Origin of the sequence: Treponema sp., assembly GCF_024696245.1 — a bacterium.
Classification (GTDB): Bacteria; Spirochaetota; Spirochaetia; order Treponematales; family Treponemataceae; genus Treponema_D.
Genome location: NZ_JAILGZ010000006.1, coordinates 41,820 through 58,935, shown reverse-complemented (window position 1 = coordinate 58,935; position 17,116 = coordinate 41,820). Strand labels below are relative to the sequence as shown.

Here is a 17,116-nt window from a genome sequence, read left to right as displayed (position 1 = left end):
GGATTATCCTTTACAGAAAACCTTATTTCTTATATTTAAGGGGTCTCGCATAAACTTCTTTAGAAAGATCACCCATAATTCTTGAATCCATCTTTGAATAAGCTGCCACAGCAAAATAATAAATCTTGCCGTTTTTAAGCCCCGTAATTGTTATGGAATTCTGATTTCCGGCATTTACAGGTGAAGGACCTTCTGCAGCTTCCCTTCCCAGATATTCTCCAGGACGCTCTCCATAATAAACATAATAGCCCCCGGCGTTGTTATCAATTGAATAGCTCCAGGTTAAAGTAACACTTTCGTCAGAAGGCTGGGCTTTTACACTAAAAGGTGGAAGAGGAGGAGGAGTTTCCGTGTAATAAAGGTCCATCTGGGTAACTACAGGAGAATGCTGTCCCCCACCGTCACTGTAAAGATCTGCAGCAAGCTGAAAATAAAGACCGCTTACATTTGATATTTCTTCATTATTTTTTACAGGAATCCATTCAGGGTAGTTTTCGTCCCAGCTGAAAATATTATCACCGCTTCTTACAAAGTAAACTACATCTGTCTGCTCCGGAATATCTGCAAGAACACTTATTTTTGTAAGTCTGGCACAGGAAGAAATAAGGATAGGCTGAGTTTCAAAACGTCCCCCTTCCTTTCTGTAAGTATCATAATTTAATTCAGGGTCGATTTCTGAAGCTGCCTGACGGGAAATATGAAAGTCGTCAATTACTCCAGAAAACTGGGGGCAGATATCTATATCTGCAGTAACACCAGTCTGGAACATATAAACGGAACCGCCGCTTTCCTTACCTGTAGAAGTAAGGTACTTAAGGGATTCAAGTTCACCATTGATTCTGTATTCAAGAAGGCCAGTATCCTGATTGTAGCTGATTGAATGATGAGCCCAGGTATTTGGAATAATTGTCCTGTAACTGGAAATACTGATTTCTCCGGAATTGTCTACATAGCCGTCAAATACATTGGTAAATACCCACTGCAGCCTGTTGCCGTAAAAACTGGCACGGATAATCTGATAGAGAGGATAGCCGGCAACTGTACGGGATGAACGCCATGAAAAAACAATTTCTCCATTTTCTGCTACAAAAGGATAGAGCCAGAATTCAAGTTCAAAGGAACCTGTTGCATTTTCACTTCCAAAAAGAGAGCCTTTTTTTCCCCTGAGGCGGAGACCATTGTTTTCCCTTATAAGGCCTCCCCTTTTACCCATCTTACAGCGGGAAGCAGGTGTTACTTCATTAAGGATTACCTCATAGTTACCGCATAAATCTTCCGGACTGTCTTCTTCAAAATCCAGAAGCAGGTCTGACATAAGGGAAACCTTGCGGCTGTTGGTATCAAGCTTTACGGCATCATAACCAAAACGGCCTTTATCTATTACAACCCCGTCCTTTCTGGAAAGCACAGGCCAGCCTTCTTTTCCGCCTAAAGTCATAATTTTTTCTTCAGCAAAAAGAGCAGGCACTATGAAAGCCATAGTCAGAAATGATACAATTACTATAAATGAATGACCTTTTGTCCTCATCACAAAAAAACCTCTCACCCAGAGAAATACTTCATCAGACGGCACTTAAGGCACCAAAACAAAGCGGTGTCTATATGTGGCGCAATAAAGCAGAAACTGTCATTTATGTAGGCAAAGCAAAAAATCTGAAAAACAGACTCTCTTCTTATTTCAGCGGAAACAAGGATATAAAAACCAGGCTCCTCATAAGCAATGCCCGCAGCATAGAATACATAACAACAAATAATGAATATGAAGCTTTTCTTCTGGAAAACAACCTCATAAAAAAGTATACGCCCCGTTACAATATCAACCTTAAAGACGGTAAATCTTACCCTGTATTAAGAATCACTAAGGAAAAATACCCCAGGATTTTTAAAACCAGGCAGGTTATTCATGACGGATCCGTTTACTTTGGACCTTTCCCTGATGCAAGTGCCCTGGATACCTTTATAGAAACCCTCTATGAAATCTATCCCCTGCGTCACTGCAAAAGCTTTAAGGAAAAATCCTCACCCTGCATGTATTATCACATAGGCAGATGTCTTGCCCCCTGTTCAAGAGAAGTAAAACAATCCACCTATACTGAATTTATCGAAGAAATAACTTCCCTACTTGAGAACAAAGGGGAAGAAACTCTCAAAAAACTCCAGTTACAGATGAAGGAAGCTGCTAAAAACCTTAACTTTGAAAAAGCTGCCAGACTCAGGGACGGAATAAGGGCCTTAAGCATACTCCAGAATCAGAATTCCGTAGAATCCTTTGCCGGTGATGACAGGGATTATATTTCCAGCTGGAGGGAGGGAGAACTTATAAGCTTTACCGTTCTTAAAATCAGGGAAGGAAAGCTTTTAGGAAGGGACAATTACAGGACCATATCCTTAAACGAAGACACTGAAATTTTTCCTGAATTTATGAGTGCCTTTTACACAGAAAAAGAATCCATTCCTCCTGCAATCTATATTGATTCAGTTTTTGCAGATGAAGAAAAAACAGCCTTATTTATAGAAGAAATTAAAAACATTCAGCATTTTCTTGATGACAGCTTTGGAAAAATTACTTCCATTATAAACTATGGCAGTGCAAAATCTGTTCCCGGAATACACAGGGCCTCCCTTGATATGGCAAGACAGAATGCCCACGAAGATATTATCAGGCGTATGAGGGAAAGGGGTGACTACCCTGCCATGGAAGAACTGCAGAAAGTTCTTGGTCTGCCTAAACTGCCGGAAAGAATTGAAGGCTTTGATATTGCCCATATCGGTGGAAAATTTCCTGTGGCCTCCCTTATCAGTTTTTACCGGGGTAATCCTGACAAAAAAAACTACAGATACTTCAGGCTTAAAACTACAGACGGACTTATTGATGACTTTCAGTCCATGAGGGAAGCTACAACAAGACGCTACACCAGACTTTTAAATGAAAAAAAGGAACTGCCGGACCTTATTCTTATTGACGGTGGTATAGGTCAGGTTAATGCAGTTGACGGGGTTTTAAAAAGCATAGGACTGGATATTCCTATTGCAGGTCTTGCAAAAAGGGATGAAGAAATATGGAGACCCCACACTTCTTCTCCAGTATGTCTTCCTAAAAGAAGCGATGCCTTACGGCTTTTACAAAGGGTCAGGGATGAAACCCACCGTTTTGCCACCAGCCGTAACCAGGAACTGAGAACAAAGGAAAACACAGTTACTCCGTTTATAAAAATAAATGGAATCGGAAAAGAAAGGGACAAGCTGCTGATGAAAAAATACGGCAGCCTTGAAAAAATGTGTGCCGCCAGTGAAAGCGAAATTGCAATGCTTCTTAATGTAGATGCAGGCAAGGCCTCCATGATTCTTACTTCAGCAAAGAATCTTTATGAAAAACAAAAAGAAGTTAAGGAAAAGGAAATGCTTTCTTTAGACCTGCCTGGAACTACAAAAGAAAAGGCAGCAAGATCCAAAAGAAATCAGCTTCTGGCACAAATGGCTTCCGGCCAGCTTATGGCAGCAGAAGATAACAGTTCACAAAAGGAGTAAAAAAAATGAATGGAGCAAAACTTACAAAAGACAGTCTCTTTGAAAAATCCCGGCAGCTGGGTCTTAAGTATGTACTGGACTATAATCCTGACAGACTTCTTTCTCCCTGCTATACGGCTTTAGGGAAAACAGCTCCTGCTCCTTCTTATGGCGGATGGGAAAGTATGGAGATTCAGGGACACTCCCTTGGTCATTATTTAAGCGCCCTGTCTGCCTTCATTGATTCAACAAACAGTGATGAAGCTAAAAAAAATCTGGATTACACGGTTTCAATAATAAAATCCCTTCAGAGAAAAGACGGCTATTTTGGAGGCATTCCCTCTGAACCTTTTGAAAAAGTTTTTTACGGAAAGGGAAACTTTAAGGTAGAACGCTTTAATCTTGGAGACTGGTGGGTTCCCTGGTATTCAGTACATAAAATTTTTGCAGGGCTTATTGATGCATACAGGCTGGCTGCTAATGAAGATGCACTTGCAATCGTAAAAGCCATGTGCGACTGGACCATTAAGGGCACTTCAGCAATGACAGAAGATGAGTTTCAGAAAATGCTTACCTGTGAACATGGAGGTATGTGCAAGGTATTTGCAGACATGTATGAAATTACAGGAGAAAAAAAATATCTTGATGAAGCAGAACGTTTTATTCACAAAGAAATATTTATTCCCCTGTCAGAAGAAAAAGACCAGCTTCAGGGATATCATGCAAATACCCAGATTCCTAAAATCATAGGTCTTGCAAAACTTTATGACCTTACAAAAAAAGAAGAATATAAAAGGGCTGCAGAATTTTTCTTTAAAACCGTTACGGAAAAAAGAAGTTATGCAAACGGAGGAAACTCTGTAAGTGAACACTTTGGCAGGGAATATGATGAAAGGCTTGCGAGAGATACCACAGAAACCTGCAACACCTACAACATGCTGGAACTTGCCTGCTATATTTTTAAGTGGAATCCTTCTTCTAAAGTTGCAGACTTTTATGAAAGGGCACTTTACAACCACATACTGGCTTCTCAGGATCCTGCCAGCGGTGCAAAAACCTATTTTGTTTCAATGCTCAGCGGTTTCTTTAAAGTATACTGCTCAAAAGAAAATTCCTTCTGGTGCTGTACGGGAACAGGTATGGAAAACCCCGCCAGATATAACCGCTTTATTTATGAAGAAATAAATGACAGCCTTTACATAAATCTTTTTATTCCTTCATGCTGGGAAAAAGACGGATGGAAAATAAAAATAGAAACGGACTTTCCTTACGGACAGCAGGCGGTAATAAAAATTCTTTCCAGGGGAGAAAAAGCTCTTTCTTTAAAAGTTAGAAGTCCCTGGTGGAATAAAAATCCTGACTCAGACAGCCAGGGCTATGTAAAAATAAATCCTGATCAAAATGAATATATAGTTGACCTGTCCATGAAGCTCAGTCTCCGTGATACAAAAGACGGCTCTACAAACTTCAGTATTTTTTACGGTCCTCTTCTTCTTGCAGCAGACTGGGGTAATAAAAATCTTCCTCAGGATATTACTGACAGCCAGCTGGTCTACATGAATACAAGGGCAATGGAAACTCCTTACATAAGTGTAAAAAAAGAAGTGCTGCTTAAGGATATAAAAAGTACTGACAGCAGTAATCTTATTTTTACTCTTCCAGGTAAGGACTCAAGTGATAAAAAAGACATAAGGCTGATACCTTTCTTTAACCTTCACCACCGCTGGTACTCTGTTTACTTTAATAACGGCATGACACCAGGAGACAAAAGACTTAAAGAGCTGGAAGAAATCAGCCTGGACTATATTGAATGCGGAAGACAGCAAAGCGAAATCGAACACGGTTTTGAATCAGAAGATACGGAAAGCGGCTACATTGGAGAAGCAGACAAAAGCTTTAGAAAATGCAGGGGACCTTTATCACACTTCTCTTATAAAATAAAGGCCGGTAAAAAAATTATCATTACTGTTTTTGAAAAAGATTCCCTGTCTGCAATTGTTAAATGTAATGGACAGCTTCTTACAGAAATAAATCATCCGAGAGTAAACGAAAGCCGCCTTAAGGATATTTATCTTGAAGTTAAGCAGAATGCCGGAAGTGATAAAGAATTAAAAATAGAAATCTGCGGAACAGAAGAGAATCTTAAAATTCTTGAAATCCGTTCCGCAGATTAAAATATCAGCAAGGACTTATTTAAGGTTAAAGAGTTTCTTTATGTTGCAGTCAACCAGATCTGAAAGTTCTTCAGGACTTACATTACGGCTGTCTGCAACAAAGGCGTAAGTGTATTTTACAAAATTAGGATTGTTTGGATTTCCCCTCATTGGAACAGGTGCAAGATAGGGTGAATCTGTTTCTAAAAGAATCCTGTCATCAGGAATATATGCAAGAAGTTTTTTCATATCTTCCATTTTGCTTTTTTTAGTATAGGTTACGCTTCCACTTAAACTGATATACCAGCCAAGATTAAGAAAAGCCTTTGCTTCTTCAAGTCCATAGGAATAACAGTGAATGATTCCCTTATTCCAGCCGGCATTTTTTATACAGGCATAAGTATCCTGGTAAGCATCCCTTGAGTGAACTACAAAAGGCAGGTCCATTTTTTTTGCAAGGGCCAGCTGCATTTCAAAAAGTTCACCTTCATAAGGATGGGCATCCCAGTGATGATCCAGTCCCCCTTCACCTATGGCTGCAAGTCTGTCAGAAAAAATACCACCATCTTCTTTAAAGGCCTTAATCTGATTTTGAAGTTCTTCCATGCACTTATATCTGTCTGCAATGGATTCTTCATCAGGCCAGATTCCGGCAGAAAAATGCATAAAGGCCTGTGCTTTTTTTCTTCTGTCTTCATCAAGATATTCAAGAGTTTGTAAAACTATATCCCTGCGTTTAATAAGGTCCCTGCAGTCAGTTCCAATGTCCATTCCAAAAAAAACATTATTATCTGCCATTTCAGCAAGAACATTTGCAGCAGTCTCAAGTCCTTCTTTTTCTGCCTGATAGTGAAAATGAAAATGTGTATCGCTGTACATTCAGACAACCACCTTCTGACAAAGGGCACTTATTCCCTGACCAAAAGAATTATTTTCTACAGCCTTTACAATATCCTGGTGGGAATATTTATCTTCAGGATATAAAACTACAGCTGCTGTGTCTCCGTTCTGTAAAAAATTCTTTTCACCAAATTCAGTGTAGCGGGTTGCTCCTATGGAAACAAAAATTTTCTCAGGCCATAAGGCAGAAGCTGCATAGGAATTAATGTCTTCTGCAGGGCCTTCATTCTTCTGATTATTAAGTCTGTCTATAATCCAGGAAATAAGTTTTTCATAAACATAGGAATAATCCCTTACAGCGGAATCTTCACCATAGTCATAAACTTTTCCATCCCTTACAAGAAAGCTGGCAATTCTGTAGGAATCAATTATAGACTCTGATGAAAAATCCTTTAATTCAATAAGGGAATCGGAAAAACCTTTTGAACACTGACCCCAGTTTTTTTTCTCAGATATTTTTTTAGCACCAGCCTTTCTTATGGAACAGTCATTGGATGCACCAAAGGCAAGAGGCTTTAAAGAAAGAAGAAGCCCGTCCTTCCATTGTGCATTAAAAACTATTCCGCATTCAGGTTCAATCTGGATTTTTTCTTCTCCCTCAGGGAATATAATTGTTTTACTGTCAAAAGGAAACTTTCCTAAAAACAAAGGCACATTATCTTTAGCCTGTGGTATATATGTTGGAAAAAGAGCCTTTGGAGCTGACGCTTCTGCTGTCTTTACATTTTTAAAATCTGCAGCTTCTCCAGCCTGCTCAAGATGTCCTGTAAAATTTCCTGCTACTCCAAAACATGCAGCATCTTTTAAATCAATAGTCATAAAAACCTCTTTCCTTTATTTTTCACGAATACTTTAAACTTATTTTAAAATATAGAAAAGCATGTATTTTTTTAAAGATTCCTTTTTTTACTTTTATTTTGTCTTTTTCTACTATATAATTTAAAGGATAGTAAAAAGTATTATGCCTGGTATAAAACTTACTGACTTGATAGACAAAAGTACTCTGCAGAAAATACAGGAAGGATTTTCACGTTTTACTGGAATTGCTTCCATAATTACTGATACTGAAGGTGTTCCCATTACAAAAGGAAGCGGATTTACAAAGTTCTGCTTTAATTTAAATAGAAAATCAGAACTGGGGAACAATCTTTGCCAGCTTTGCGATAAAAAAGGAACCCTTAAGGCTATTAAGGACGGTAAAGTTTCAGTTTACACCTGTCATGCAGGTATGGTTGAATGTGCAGCTCCAATAACAGTAAATGATGAATTTGCAGGCTGCTTTATCGGTGGTCAGGTTCGCCCGGCTAAACTGGATGAAACCCTTCTTAGAAGAAGGGCCCTCCGTCTTGGTCTTGATCCTGATGAATATGTAAGGGAAGCTGAAAATACAAAAATAAAAAACCCCAGGGAAGTAGCAAGAGCCGCAGAATTTTTAAGTGAACTGGCAGGGCTTATTTCTACCATGGCCCTTAAAAATTTCAATACAGTACAAAATACAAAAATGATGGAAAAGGCTTCCAAAGCCCAGGCCCTCTTTGTTTCAGAGATGGCCCGTAAAATGGAAGAGTCCATTAAACGCTGGACAAAAGATATTTCCCTCATTTCCCGCATGGATGATGTAGAAAAAGCCAGAAGCAGAATTTCAGAAATTGCAGAACAGGGGACAGAACTTTATTCCATTGTTGCAGACTCAATGACCTTTATTGAAGAAGCAGAAGGAAGGGCCTCACTTTACGAAAAAGTTTATTCACCTTCCCTGGACTTTAACATTACTGCCGGCAGCATAAAAAAGACCTGTACAACAAAAGACACAGATTTTGAATTCAACCTTGATGAAAGTGTTCCGGAAATGCTTCTTGGAGACGTAACAAGATTATCCCAGATTATTTACAAACTTTGTCAGAACGCATTTATTCAGGCAAAGGGGTCAAAAGTAAAACTGGATATTTCTGCAAAAAAACAAAGTTACGCTTCCATACTTAAAATAAAAATTATAAATGAAAAAAGCCGGACCTCTGATGAAGAAATTAAATTCATTACGGATTACTTTCTTACAGGCTCAAAGGCTTTTCTTGTTCACAAAATAATTAATGATATGGGACTGCCTTTAGTTTACATGCTCATTCACCAGCTCAGCGGAACTTTTTCCATAGAAAGAAATCAGGAAAAAAATCTGCTTGTCACTATAGAAATACCTCAGCTTGATGCAGGAGGTGAAGAAATATGAACATAAGTCCAGAAATGATAAAGGAAGCAATGAACAACGAAGAGTTCATTGTTTACTATCAGCCTAAAGTTTCACTTCACAGATATAATCTTGCTGGAGCAGAAGCCCTCTGCCGCTGGATGCATAACGGCAAACTTATTGGTCCTGACCTCTTTATTCCCCAGCTGGAAAAAATGAATGAAATTGGTGAATTTGACTTTTACCTTCTGGAACATATTTGTAAAGATATCCGCAGGTGGCTGGATGACAAACTTAATGTTGTAAAAACTTCAGTAAACCTGTCCCGCTGTCACAAAATGGATGAAAGTCTTTTAAAAAGACTTATTTCTACGATTGATAAATACAGGATTCCCCATCAGTATATAGAGTTTGAACTTCTGGAAAGTACTACTGAAGTAAATTATGAAGAGCTAAAAAAACTCCTGATAGGATTAAGTATGGAAGGAATTACAACTTCTGTTGATGATTTTGGAATCGGCTATTCTTCAATGAACCTTATCAGGGCACTTCCATGGAACGTTATTAAAATTGACAAGAGCTTTGTTCCTAAAAGTGATTCAGATTACCGCCAGCACACTATCTTCCGTCATCTTATTTCTATGGCAAGAGACCTGGGTCTGGACTGTATTGTGGAAGGCGTAGAAACCATTGAGCAGGTACGTCTTCTTAAAGAAAACAAATGTTACCTGGCTCAGGGTTTCTTCTTTGATAAACCCCTGCCCCCTGCAGAATTCCGCAGAAGGCTTACAGAGATTTAAGCTGTCAGTTTCTTATTGCATCAATATTTGCAGAACCTGCCTTTACAAAAGGAAGTACATTTTCTGACATTGAAATATCAATCTTTACAAAATGTGGTCCAGGGGTAAATGCCTTTTCATACCATTTGTCATCTTTTACGGCATCAATGGCATCAATTCCAAAACCTGCTGCTACAGTAAGAAAATCAGGAACTTTATCAAAAATACTTGCACTGTAGTTTTTCTTAAAGAGATATTCCTGCTGCTGGCGAACCATACCCAGGGAACCATTCTGAAAAACAAATACAGTTACATTAAGATTCTGTTCAGCAAGAGTTGCCATTTCCTGAATGTTCATAAGAATTGAACCGTCGCCGGAAATACATACAACCCTTTTTTCCGGATTTGCAAGGGAAGCACCTAAAGCTACAGGAAGTCCAAAGCCCATTGTTCCAAGAGAACCAGAGGTAAGGAACTGACGGGCATGTTCAACAGGATAATACTGGGCACTCCACATCTGATGCTGACCTACGTCTGTTGTTACAATAATCTGATCTTCCCTTACACCTGCCTTTGCAGCTGCTTCAGGAATGGATTTAATGAAGGCTCTTGGATTTACACCTTCAAGTCCTTCCGGACGGCCAAGTTCAAGGCTTTCTGTAGACTTAAAGACTTCTTCAAGTTCTCCAAGCCACTGGTATCTTGCGATTTTGCATTCACCAAGTTCAGGAGTATTTTTTACAGATTCAATTTTCTTTACAAGAAGCGGAAGGGCTTTTTTAACATCTGCAACAATAGAAATGCATGATGGAAGAATCTTGTTGATTTCTGCTGCATCAATATCAATATGAAGGATTTTTGCATCAGGACAGAATTTTGCAATTGCACCAGTTGCCCTGTCATCAAAACGTACTCCAAGAGCAAGAACAATATCTGCATCGTGAATTGCCTTGTTGGCAGCATAACTTCCATGCATTCCAACCATACCAAAATTATTTGAAGCAGAACGTGGAACTGCACCAATACCCATAAGGCTTGTTACAACAGCAGCGTCCATTACCTTAAGGAATTTCTTTATTTCTGAAGATGCCTTTTCGTCATTACAGCCACCACCAATATAGAGAACAGGGTGTCTTGAATTAAGAAGGGCATCAGCCATAAGTTCAGCATTTTTTTCTGCGTCTTCTTCCGGAGTTTCAAACTTAATTTTTACGGAAGCTTTCTTTGTCTTTGAAAGGTCAGGCCAGTTTTCAAATTCAACAACCTGAGTCTGAACATCTCTTGGAACATCAATAAGAACAGGTCCCGGTCTTCCGCTGGTGGCAATCTGAAATGCCTTAGGTACAGCTTCAAGAAGTTCAAGGGCATCCTTAACCATCATGCTGTGTTTTGTTATAGGAAAACTGAGTCCGAATGTATCTGCTTCCTGAAAAGCATCTGTTCCAATAAGGGAAGTATTTACCTGACCTGTAAAAGCAACAACAGGCACTGAGTCACAGCGGGCATCTGCAATTGCTGTAAGAAGGTTCATTGCACCAGGTCCGCTTGTAGCCATGCAGACGGCTGCCTTACCAGTAGAACGTGTCATACCCTGAGCAATAAATCCTGCAGCCTGTTCGTGACGGACCAGAATATGCTTGATATTGCTTCTGTTTAATTCATCATAAAGAGGAAGAATGGAACCACCAGGAATACCTGCAACAGTTTCAATTCCTTCAAGTTCAAGTAACTTTGTAATAATCTGAGATCCGTTTGCTTTTATCATAATGTCATAGTTTACTTGAGATAAAATTTTTTTTCTACCATAATATTTTATATGTCATTAAATTGTAATGAAATTAATATTATTTTAAGTGAAATCAATGCAGAAGGCGCCTTTATTCAGGAAATAACCCAGACCGGTTTTGAAACCCTGGGCTTTAGAATCGTTAACAAGGGGGACGTATTCAACATGCTTATATGCACTACCCCTTCTTCCTGCAGGCTTAACATTACTCAGGCAAAATTCCCTAAAAACACAAAACCACTGCGTTTTAATGAATTCCTTAAATCCAGGGTTCAGGGAATGAGAATCAATAAGATTTACCAGACCGGCCTTGACCGTATTGTAAAAATGGATGTGTCTACCTGGAAAGAAAGGCTTTATCTTTATATAAGGCTGTGGAGCGGAGCGGCAAATGTAATTGTAACGGATGAGGAAGGAAAGATTCTTGACTGTATGTACCGCCGTCCTAAAAAGGGAGAAGTAAGCGGGGGCACATTCTGTCCTGAAGAAAAAGAAATTTCTGATGAAGAAAAAGAAGAAAGCCTTAAAAAGTTTCCTGTAAGGGAATATCCTCAAGGTGATAAAGCTCAGCCCTTTAATTCTTTTATTGACGAATACTACACTGAACATGCCCAGGCCCTGTCCAGGGAAAGTCTTTTAGCTCAGGCAGAAAAATGGTTTAACGTTAAACACAGCAAAATGACTGCCGCCCTGGAAAATCTTCTTGCAAAAAAAGAGCAATTTGAAAATGCAGACAGGCTTAAGCATACAGGTGATTTAATTCTTGCCTTTCAGTCTCAGATAAATGGCTCAAGCCTTACATGTACAGACTATGAAAGCGGCAAGGAAGTCTGCATCCGTATAAACCCTGATATAAGTCCTCAGGAAAATGCAGGCATCTATTATGACCAGTATAAAAAAGCAAGATCAGGTCTTGAAGCTCTGGAACATGACATAGAAATGAGCCGCCGCAGTATTGAAGAAATTGAAGCGGAATACAATGCCATGCTTAAAGAAAAAAATGTACTTAAGCTGGAACAGCTGCTTAGAAAAGATACGGCACCTAAACAGAAAGCAGAAAAAGCTCATCCCGGCCTTCATTATGAACTTGACGGCTGGACAATAATGGTTGGAAGAACTGCAAACGAAAACGATGATCTTTTAAGACACTATGTAAAGGGAAATGATTTATGGATGCATACCAGGGATTTTGCAGGAGGCTATGTTTTTATAAAGGCAAGAAGCGGTAAATCCTACCCCCTTGAAACAATGCTTTACGCAGGCAATCTTGCTGTATGGCATTCCAAGGCAAGAAAAAACGGACAGGCTGACCTTTACTACACTCAGGTAAAACATTTAAGAAGGGCTAAGAATGGTCCTAAGGGTCTGGTTCTTCCTACAAACGAAAAAAATCTTCTGGTAAAACTGGATGAAGAAAAATTGAGAAAACTGGACGAAGTGGAAAAATTTTCAACATTGTAAATTTTTCATGTTATAATTTTATATAAGAGGAAAAAATGAAAAAATTATTTTTACTTAGCCTTTGCCTTTTAATTTCTGCTTCACTGATGGCGGAAGACCTGTATATATGTGTTGCATCTTTTCTTGTAAGGGAAAGTGCAGAATCAACAGCAAAAAGCCTTAATGAAGAAAATTTAGAAACAATTATAAGCCAGTATAAAAAAACAATCAGCAATGAAGAAATGACTTTTTACCGTGTACTTGTAAAGGGTCAGTGTTCAAGTCAGGAAGATATAGAAGAATTTAAAAACCAGCTTTACTCAAGCAAAACAGTAAAACGTCTTAAGCTTAAGGATTTCTGGAGATGTAAGGATATAAATCCTGTAGAAGCAGAAAATAAGGCTGCCCCTGTGGAAGAAAAAACTGAAGAGCCAGCTCCTCTTACAGAAGAACCGGTAGAAGAAGTTCCTCCGGAAATCACTCCAGAAGAAGAAGTTCCTCCTGTAAAAGATCTGCCCCAGCTTTCTATAAGGGACAGTGACAGCGGAGAGCCGGTAGCAGATGCAAACGTTAACATTGACCAGACCTGGGATCTGGTTACAGGAGAAGAAGGACTCGCTCCCCTGCCGGAAGAAATTGAAGACGGCGAACACTCCCTGACAGTAACAAAAGATGGAGAATACCTTCCTGGTAAATCAACAATAAATATTGATGAAGGAAAAATTACTGACAGTCCTCAGCTTTCACTTCCTAAAAAAGTTGATTACGAAAGAATAAAAATTATTCTTGACTGGGGCTTTGAACCGGAAGACCTGGACTGCCATGTTATATGTGGAAAGCACCATGTATTTTTTGGAAACAAAAGTGAATACGGCATAAGGCTTGACCGTGATGATGCCACAGGCTACGGACCAGAAACAATTACCATTAAGGAAGCTAAGGCAGATGAAAAATATGAATTTTACATCCAGGATTTTTCCAACATGGGTAAGCATGACAGTGAAGAATTATCTTATTCAGGTGCAAGTGTAAAAGTATATTTTAATAATGAAGAAGACTGCAAGGTTTTTAAAATCAAAAAAGGACAGGCTGGAACAATCTGGCATGTTTTTGATATAAGCAATAAAAATCAAATTGAAGTTATTGATGAAGTTTCTTCAGACTCCTTTATTGACAAATTCCTTTTGCGCACAAGTGAAAGAAATGAAATCCTTAAGCAGATGAAGGAAGAACAGAAAGATGCCGGAGAAAAGAAAGATAATATGGAAGAAACTGTTATGGAAGAAAAACCGGAAGAAGATTATCCTGCAGAAAAGGTAGAGGCTGTTGAAGTTAAGGAAGAAGATACTGTTATAGAAGAAAACTCTGTTAAAAATGAAAACCCTGAGGACGAAAGTGAAAATACCCTTAATAAGACAGAAGAAGCAAAAAATGAGGTTCCACTTATTGAAGATGAGGGGGATTCTGTCGTAAAATATGAAGCGCTTCCATCTGAAGATGCACTGACCGTATATGAAGAAGAAGTGCCGGTTCTTTCTACAGAAGCAGAAGTTGAATACAAGCTTCTGAGTACACCGGGAAATGTAAAATAATTAAAAAGGGTTAAAAAATGAAAATCTGTGAGATCTTAAAGTCAAAAAAAATTACTCTGAGTTTTGAAGTATTTCCTCCAAAACAGCAGGCAAATTTTAACAATGTTGTAAATACAGCACTAAGTCTTTCTTCATTGAAACCTGACTTTATGAGCATTACTTATGGAGCAGGTGGGACTACAAGAGGCAACACTGTAGAAATAGCAGAAAAAATTATTCAGAACGGCACACCAGCCCTTGCCCACCTTACCTGTGTAGGCAATACAGAAGAAACAATTAAAAGCGATATAGAAAAAATGAAGGCTGCAGGAATCAAAAACGTGCTTGCCTTAAGGGGAGACGTTCCTCAGGGACAGACAATAGAAAGTGCAACCTGTGATTCCCTTAAGCATGCAAACCAGCTTGTTTCAATTCTTAAAAAAGAAGGATTCTGCGTTGGTGGAGCCTGCTATCCGGAAGGCCATCCTGAAAGTGCAAACCGTTCAGAAGATATTGATAACCTTAAATACAAGGTAGATGCAGGAGTAGATTTTCTTACAACACAGATGTTCTTTGACAATAACATGCTTTACTCCTATCTTTACAGACTTCAGTCAAAAGGCATTCATCTTCCTGTAATGGCAGGAATCATGCCTATTGTTAATTCAAATCAGGTAGAAAGAATGGTAAAACTTTCATCTGCCTATATTCCGGAAAAACTTTTAAGTATTTGTGACAGATTCCAGAACAATGCTCAGGCTATGCGTCAGGCAGGAATTGCTTACGCTACTGATCAGATAATCGACCTTATCTCTAACGGCATAAGGGGCATTCACATTTATGCAATGAACAAGGTTGACGTAGTTACTGACATTGTTAAAAATATTGATAAAATATTTGATGCTGTTAATGCCTGATTATAGGAGGATATAGATGTCTGATACATATGATTCATTAAAACTTGAAAACCAGCTGTGTTTCCCTCTGTATGCCTGCTCTAAGGAAATAATTAGAAAGTACAAGCCTTATCTTGATGATATAGACCTTACTTACACACAGTACATTACAATGATGGTTTTCTGGGAATACAAAAAAATGAATGTTAAGGAACTGGGACAAAAGCTTTACCTGGATTCCGGAACACTTACTCCACTTCTTAAAAAACTTGAATCAAAGGAACTTATTACCAGGGAACGTTCTAAAGATGATGAGCGAAACCTTATTGTAAAGATAACTCCAAAAGGAGAAGAACTTATAGAAAGAGCCAAGTCCATTCCGGAAAAAATGTCCTGCTGCGTAGCCCTTTCAAAAGAAGAAGCCCAGCTTCTTTATAAAGTACTTCATAAAATTCTGGGAACAATTTCTGAATAATTACAGGCGGCAGTTAAATGTAAACTGCCGCTTTTTTTTACACATTTTCCTTCCATATTTTTTTACATAAAAAGAACAACACAAAAGCACTGGTTGTTGCAGAACAGAAAGTGGCACATGGTTCAGCACAGAAAATTGCCTTAACGCCAAATATATAAGGAAGAATAAAGGCCAGTGGAATAAGCAGCACAATTTTTCTAAGACAGGCAATAAAAACAGAAATCTTTGCCTTTCCCAGTGCAACAAAAACAGTCTGGGCACAATGCTGAATCCACATAAGATACATTCCCAGTATGTAAAACCTTAGCATTGGAGCTGCAATTGATGTAAGGTTCCGGTCACTGGTAAAAATTCCAATATAGTATTTAGAAAAAAGCCTTACTGACAAAACAAGGAGGACTTCTATAATTCCGGAAATAAAAAGCATTCTGCTAATTACAAATTTCATTCTTGAATACTTAAGGGCTCCGTAATTATAAGAAATCAAAGGCTGAATTCCTGAACAGAAACCTGCAAGAGGTACATATAAAATCAGCTGTACATTCTGAATTAAAGTCATGGCACCTACATAGTAATCACCACCAAATTTATGAAGGCCGTAATTGTAAACTGCGTAAACTCCACTTTCCGTTATAGTCATAACAAAGGGTGAAATTCCCAGGGCAGCAATTTTTATAATTACAGAAAAGTCCGGCTTAAAAATATTCATATTAATTTTAAGACAGGAGTTTTTTGAATAGAAAAAGAAAAATATCCAGAGGGCACTGATTCCCTGAGAAATTACTGTAGCCCAGGCAGCTCCCTTTACACCCATTCCCAGAATAAAAATAAAAAGGGGATCCAGGGCTATATTAAGGACTGCTCCAATAAAAACAGAAATCATGGCAGTTTTTGCATGACCCTGACAGCTTATAAATGGATTAAGGCCAAGGGCAAGCTGTACAAAAATTGTTCCTCCGGCGTAAATGCAAAGATAATCCCTGGCATAAGGAAAAGTATTTTCACTGGCACCAAAGGCAAATAAAAATTCCTTATAAAAAAGAAGAACAGCAATTGTTATTATTACAGAAAATAATATAAGGAGAAAAAATGCATTGGTAAAAATTTTCTGAGCCTGATTTTGTGCTGACTGGTCCTTTTCTTTTTTTCCCAGTTCTATGGCACATAAAGGTGCACCACCACTTCCGGCAAAAGCAGAAAAGGCACTTATCATCTGTAACACAGGAAGACATAAGCCTACTCCTGTAAGGGCAGCAGAAGATGTAGAAGAAAGATGACCTATATAAACACGGTCAACTACACTGTAAAGAATATTAATAAGGTAAGATGCAAGGGACGGCAGGGCAAGCCTGAACATAAGTGGAAGCAATTTTTCTGAGCCCAGTTCTTCTGTTTTCATAGGCCTAATTCTACCCATATAAAAA

13 protein-coding genes are annotated in these 17,116 nt (G+C 38.6%); 8 read left to right on the top strand and 5 right to left on the bottom strand.

Going from position 1 to position 17,116, the window contains the following annotated elements:
- Window positions 1–22: 22 nt before the first annotated feature.
- Window positions 23–1,480 carry a fibronectin type III domain-containing protein gene (locus tag K6D58_RS00435; RefSeq protein ID WP_296826423.1) on the bottom strand — a complete coding sequence of 486 codons (1,458 nt, stop codon included), beginning with the start codon at window positions 1,478–1,480 and terminating at the stop codon, window positions 23–25.
- A 26-nt stretch (window positions 1,481–1,506) separates the two neighbouring features.
- Between K6D58_RS00435 and uvrC the strand changes: the two genes are divergently transcribed.
- Together uvrC and K6D58_RS00425 are read left to right on the top strand one after the other, a co-directional pair.
- Complete coding sequence (uvrC, locus tag K6D58_RS00430) at window positions 1,507–3,528, top strand: excinuclease ABC subunit UvrC (protein ID WP_296826421.1); 2,022 nt, start codon at window positions 1,507–1,509, stop codon at window positions 3,526–3,528.
- 5 nt (window positions 3,529–3,533) lie between these two features.
- Window positions 3,534–5,681, top strand: a complete 2,148-nt coding sequence (locus K6D58_RS00425) for a beta-L-arabinofuranosidase domain-containing protein (RefSeq protein WP_296826419.1) — start codon at window positions 3,534–3,536, stop codon at window positions 5,679–5,681.
- Between the two features lie 15 nt (window positions 5,682–5,696).
- On the opposite strand, the gene K6D58_RS00420 is transcribed toward K6D58_RS00425, so the two are convergent.
- Window positions 5,697–6,539, bottom strand: coding sequence for a TatD family hydrolase (locus tag K6D58_RS00420; RefSeq protein ID WP_296826417.1), 843 nt, complete (start codon window positions 6,537–6,539; stop codon window positions 5,697–5,699).
- A complete protein-coding gene (locus K6D58_RS00415) occupies window positions 6,540–7,379 on the bottom strand; it encodes a DUF5718 family protein (RefSeq protein WP_296826415.1) in 840 nt (279 codons plus the stop codon).
- A 142-nt stretch (window positions 7,380–7,521) separates the two neighbouring features.
- Between K6D58_RS00415 and K6D58_RS00410 the strand changes: the two genes are divergently transcribed.
- Together K6D58_RS00410 and K6D58_RS00405 are read left to right on the top strand one after the other, a co-directional pair.
- Window positions 7,522–8,787 (top strand): PocR ligand-binding domain-containing protein, encoded by a 1,266-nt coding sequence (locus K6D58_RS00410; protein WP_296826413.1) that lies wholly within the window; start codon window positions 7,522–7,524, stop codon window positions 8,785–8,787.
- Window positions 8,784–9,545 carry an EAL domain-containing protein gene (locus K6D58_RS00405; RefSeq protein ID WP_296826411.1) on the top strand — a complete coding sequence of 254 codons (762 nt, stop codon included), beginning with the start codon at window positions 8,784–8,786 and terminating at the stop codon, window positions 9,543–9,545. Before K6D58_RS00410 ends, K6D58_RS00405 begins: the two co-directional genes overlap by 4 nt.
- Before the next feature lie 4 nt (window positions 9,546–9,549).
- Here K6D58_RS00405 and ilvB read toward each other — a convergent pair whose 3' ends face one another.
- Window positions 9,550–11,289 (bottom strand): biosynthetic-type acetolactate synthase large subunit, encoded by a 1,740-nt coding sequence (gene ilvB / locus K6D58_RS00400; protein WP_296826409.1) that lies wholly within the window; start codon window positions 11,287–11,289, stop codon window positions 9,550–9,552.
- Between the two features lie 51 nt (window positions 11,290–11,340).
- Between ilvB and K6D58_RS00395 the strand changes: the two genes are divergently transcribed.
- From K6D58_RS00395 to K6D58_RS00380, 4 genes are read left to right on the top strand one after another with little or no spacing between them, the layout of a single operon-like run.
- Window positions 11,341–12,771, top strand: a complete 1,431-nt coding sequence (locus tag K6D58_RS00395; protein WP_296826407.1) for an NFACT family protein — start codon at window positions 11,341–11,343, stop codon at window positions 12,769–12,771.
- Window positions 12,772–12,806: 35 nt separating this feature from the next.
- Window positions 12,807–14,342, top strand: coding sequence for a YfaP family protein (locus K6D58_RS00390; RefSeq protein WP_296826405.1), 1,536 nt, complete (start codon window positions 12,807–12,809; stop codon window positions 14,340–14,342).
- Between the two features lie 17 nt (window positions 14,343–14,359).
- Window positions 14,360–15,238: a methylenetetrahydrofolate reductase [NAD(P)H] gene (gene metF, locus K6D58_RS00385; protein WP_296826403.1), complete on the top strand. Its 879-nt coding sequence runs from the start codon at window positions 14,360–14,362 to the stop codon at window positions 15,236–15,238.
- 16 nt (window positions 15,239–15,254) lie between these two features.
- On the top strand, window positions 15,255–15,692 hold the full coding sequence (locus tag K6D58_RS00380; protein WP_296826401.1) for a MarR family winged helix-turn-helix transcriptional regulator: 438 nt from the start codon (window positions 15,255–15,257) through the stop codon (window positions 15,690–15,692).
- Between the two features lie 37 nt (window positions 15,693–15,729).
- Here the strand turns inward: K6D58_RS00380 and K6D58_RS00375 are convergent, their stop codons facing one another.
- A complete protein-coding gene (locus K6D58_RS00375) occupies window positions 15,730–17,109 on the bottom strand; it encodes an MATE family efflux transporter (protein ID WP_296826399.1) in 1,380 nt (459 codons plus the stop codon).
- Window positions 17,110–17,116: the final 7 nt, after the last annotated feature.

Excerpts from the sequence above, each read along its gene's own strand:
- K6D58_RS00435 (WP_296826423.1), bottom strand. The coding sequence starts at position 1,480 with ATGGCTTTCATAGTGCCTGCTCTTTTTGCTGAAGAAAAAATTATGACT.
- uvrC (WP_296826421.1), top strand. The coding sequence starts at position 1,507 with ATGAATGACCTTTTGTCCTCATCACAAAAAAACCTCTCACCCAGAGAA.
- K6D58_RS00425 (WP_296826419.1), top strand. The coding sequence starts at position 3,534 with ATGAATGGAGCAAAACTTACAAAAGACAGTCTCTTTGAAAAATCCCGG.
- K6D58_RS00420 (WP_296826417.1), bottom strand. The coding sequence starts at position 6,539 with ATGTACAGCGATACACATTTTCATTTTCACTATCAGGCAGAAAAAGAA.
- K6D58_RS00415 (WP_296826415.1), bottom strand. The coding sequence starts at position 7,379 with ATGACTATTGATTTAAAAGATGCTGCATGTTTTGGAGTAGCAGGAAAT.
- K6D58_RS00410 (WP_296826413.1), top strand. The coding sequence starts at position 7,522 with ATGCCTGGTATAAAACTTACTGACTTGATAGACAAAAGTACTCTGCAG.
- K6D58_RS00405 (WP_296826411.1), top strand. The coding sequence starts at position 8,784 with ATGAACATAAGTCCAGAAATGATAAAGGAAGCAATGAACAACGAAGAG.
- ilvB (WP_296826409.1), bottom strand. The coding sequence starts at position 11,289 with ATGATAAAAGCAAACGGATCTCAGATTATTACAAAGTTACTTGAACTT.
- K6D58_RS00395 (WP_296826407.1), top strand. The coding sequence starts at position 11,341 with ATGTCATTAAATTGTAATGAAATTAATATTATTTTAAGTGAAATCAAT.
- K6D58_RS00390 (WP_296826405.1), top strand. The coding sequence starts at position 12,807 with ATGAAAAAATTATTTTTACTTAGCCTTTGCCTTTTAATTTCTGCTTCA.
- metF (WP_296826403.1), top strand. The coding sequence starts at position 14,360 with ATGAAAATCTGTGAGATCTTAAAGTCAAAAAAAATTACTCTGAGTTTT.
- K6D58_RS00380 (WP_296826401.1), top strand. The coding sequence starts at position 15,255 with ATGTCTGATACATATGATTCATTAAAACTTGAAAACCAGCTGTGTTTC.
- K6D58_RS00375 (WP_296826399.1), bottom strand. The coding sequence starts at position 17,109 with ATGGGTAGAATTAGGCCTATGAAAACAGAAGAACTGGGCTCAGAAAAA.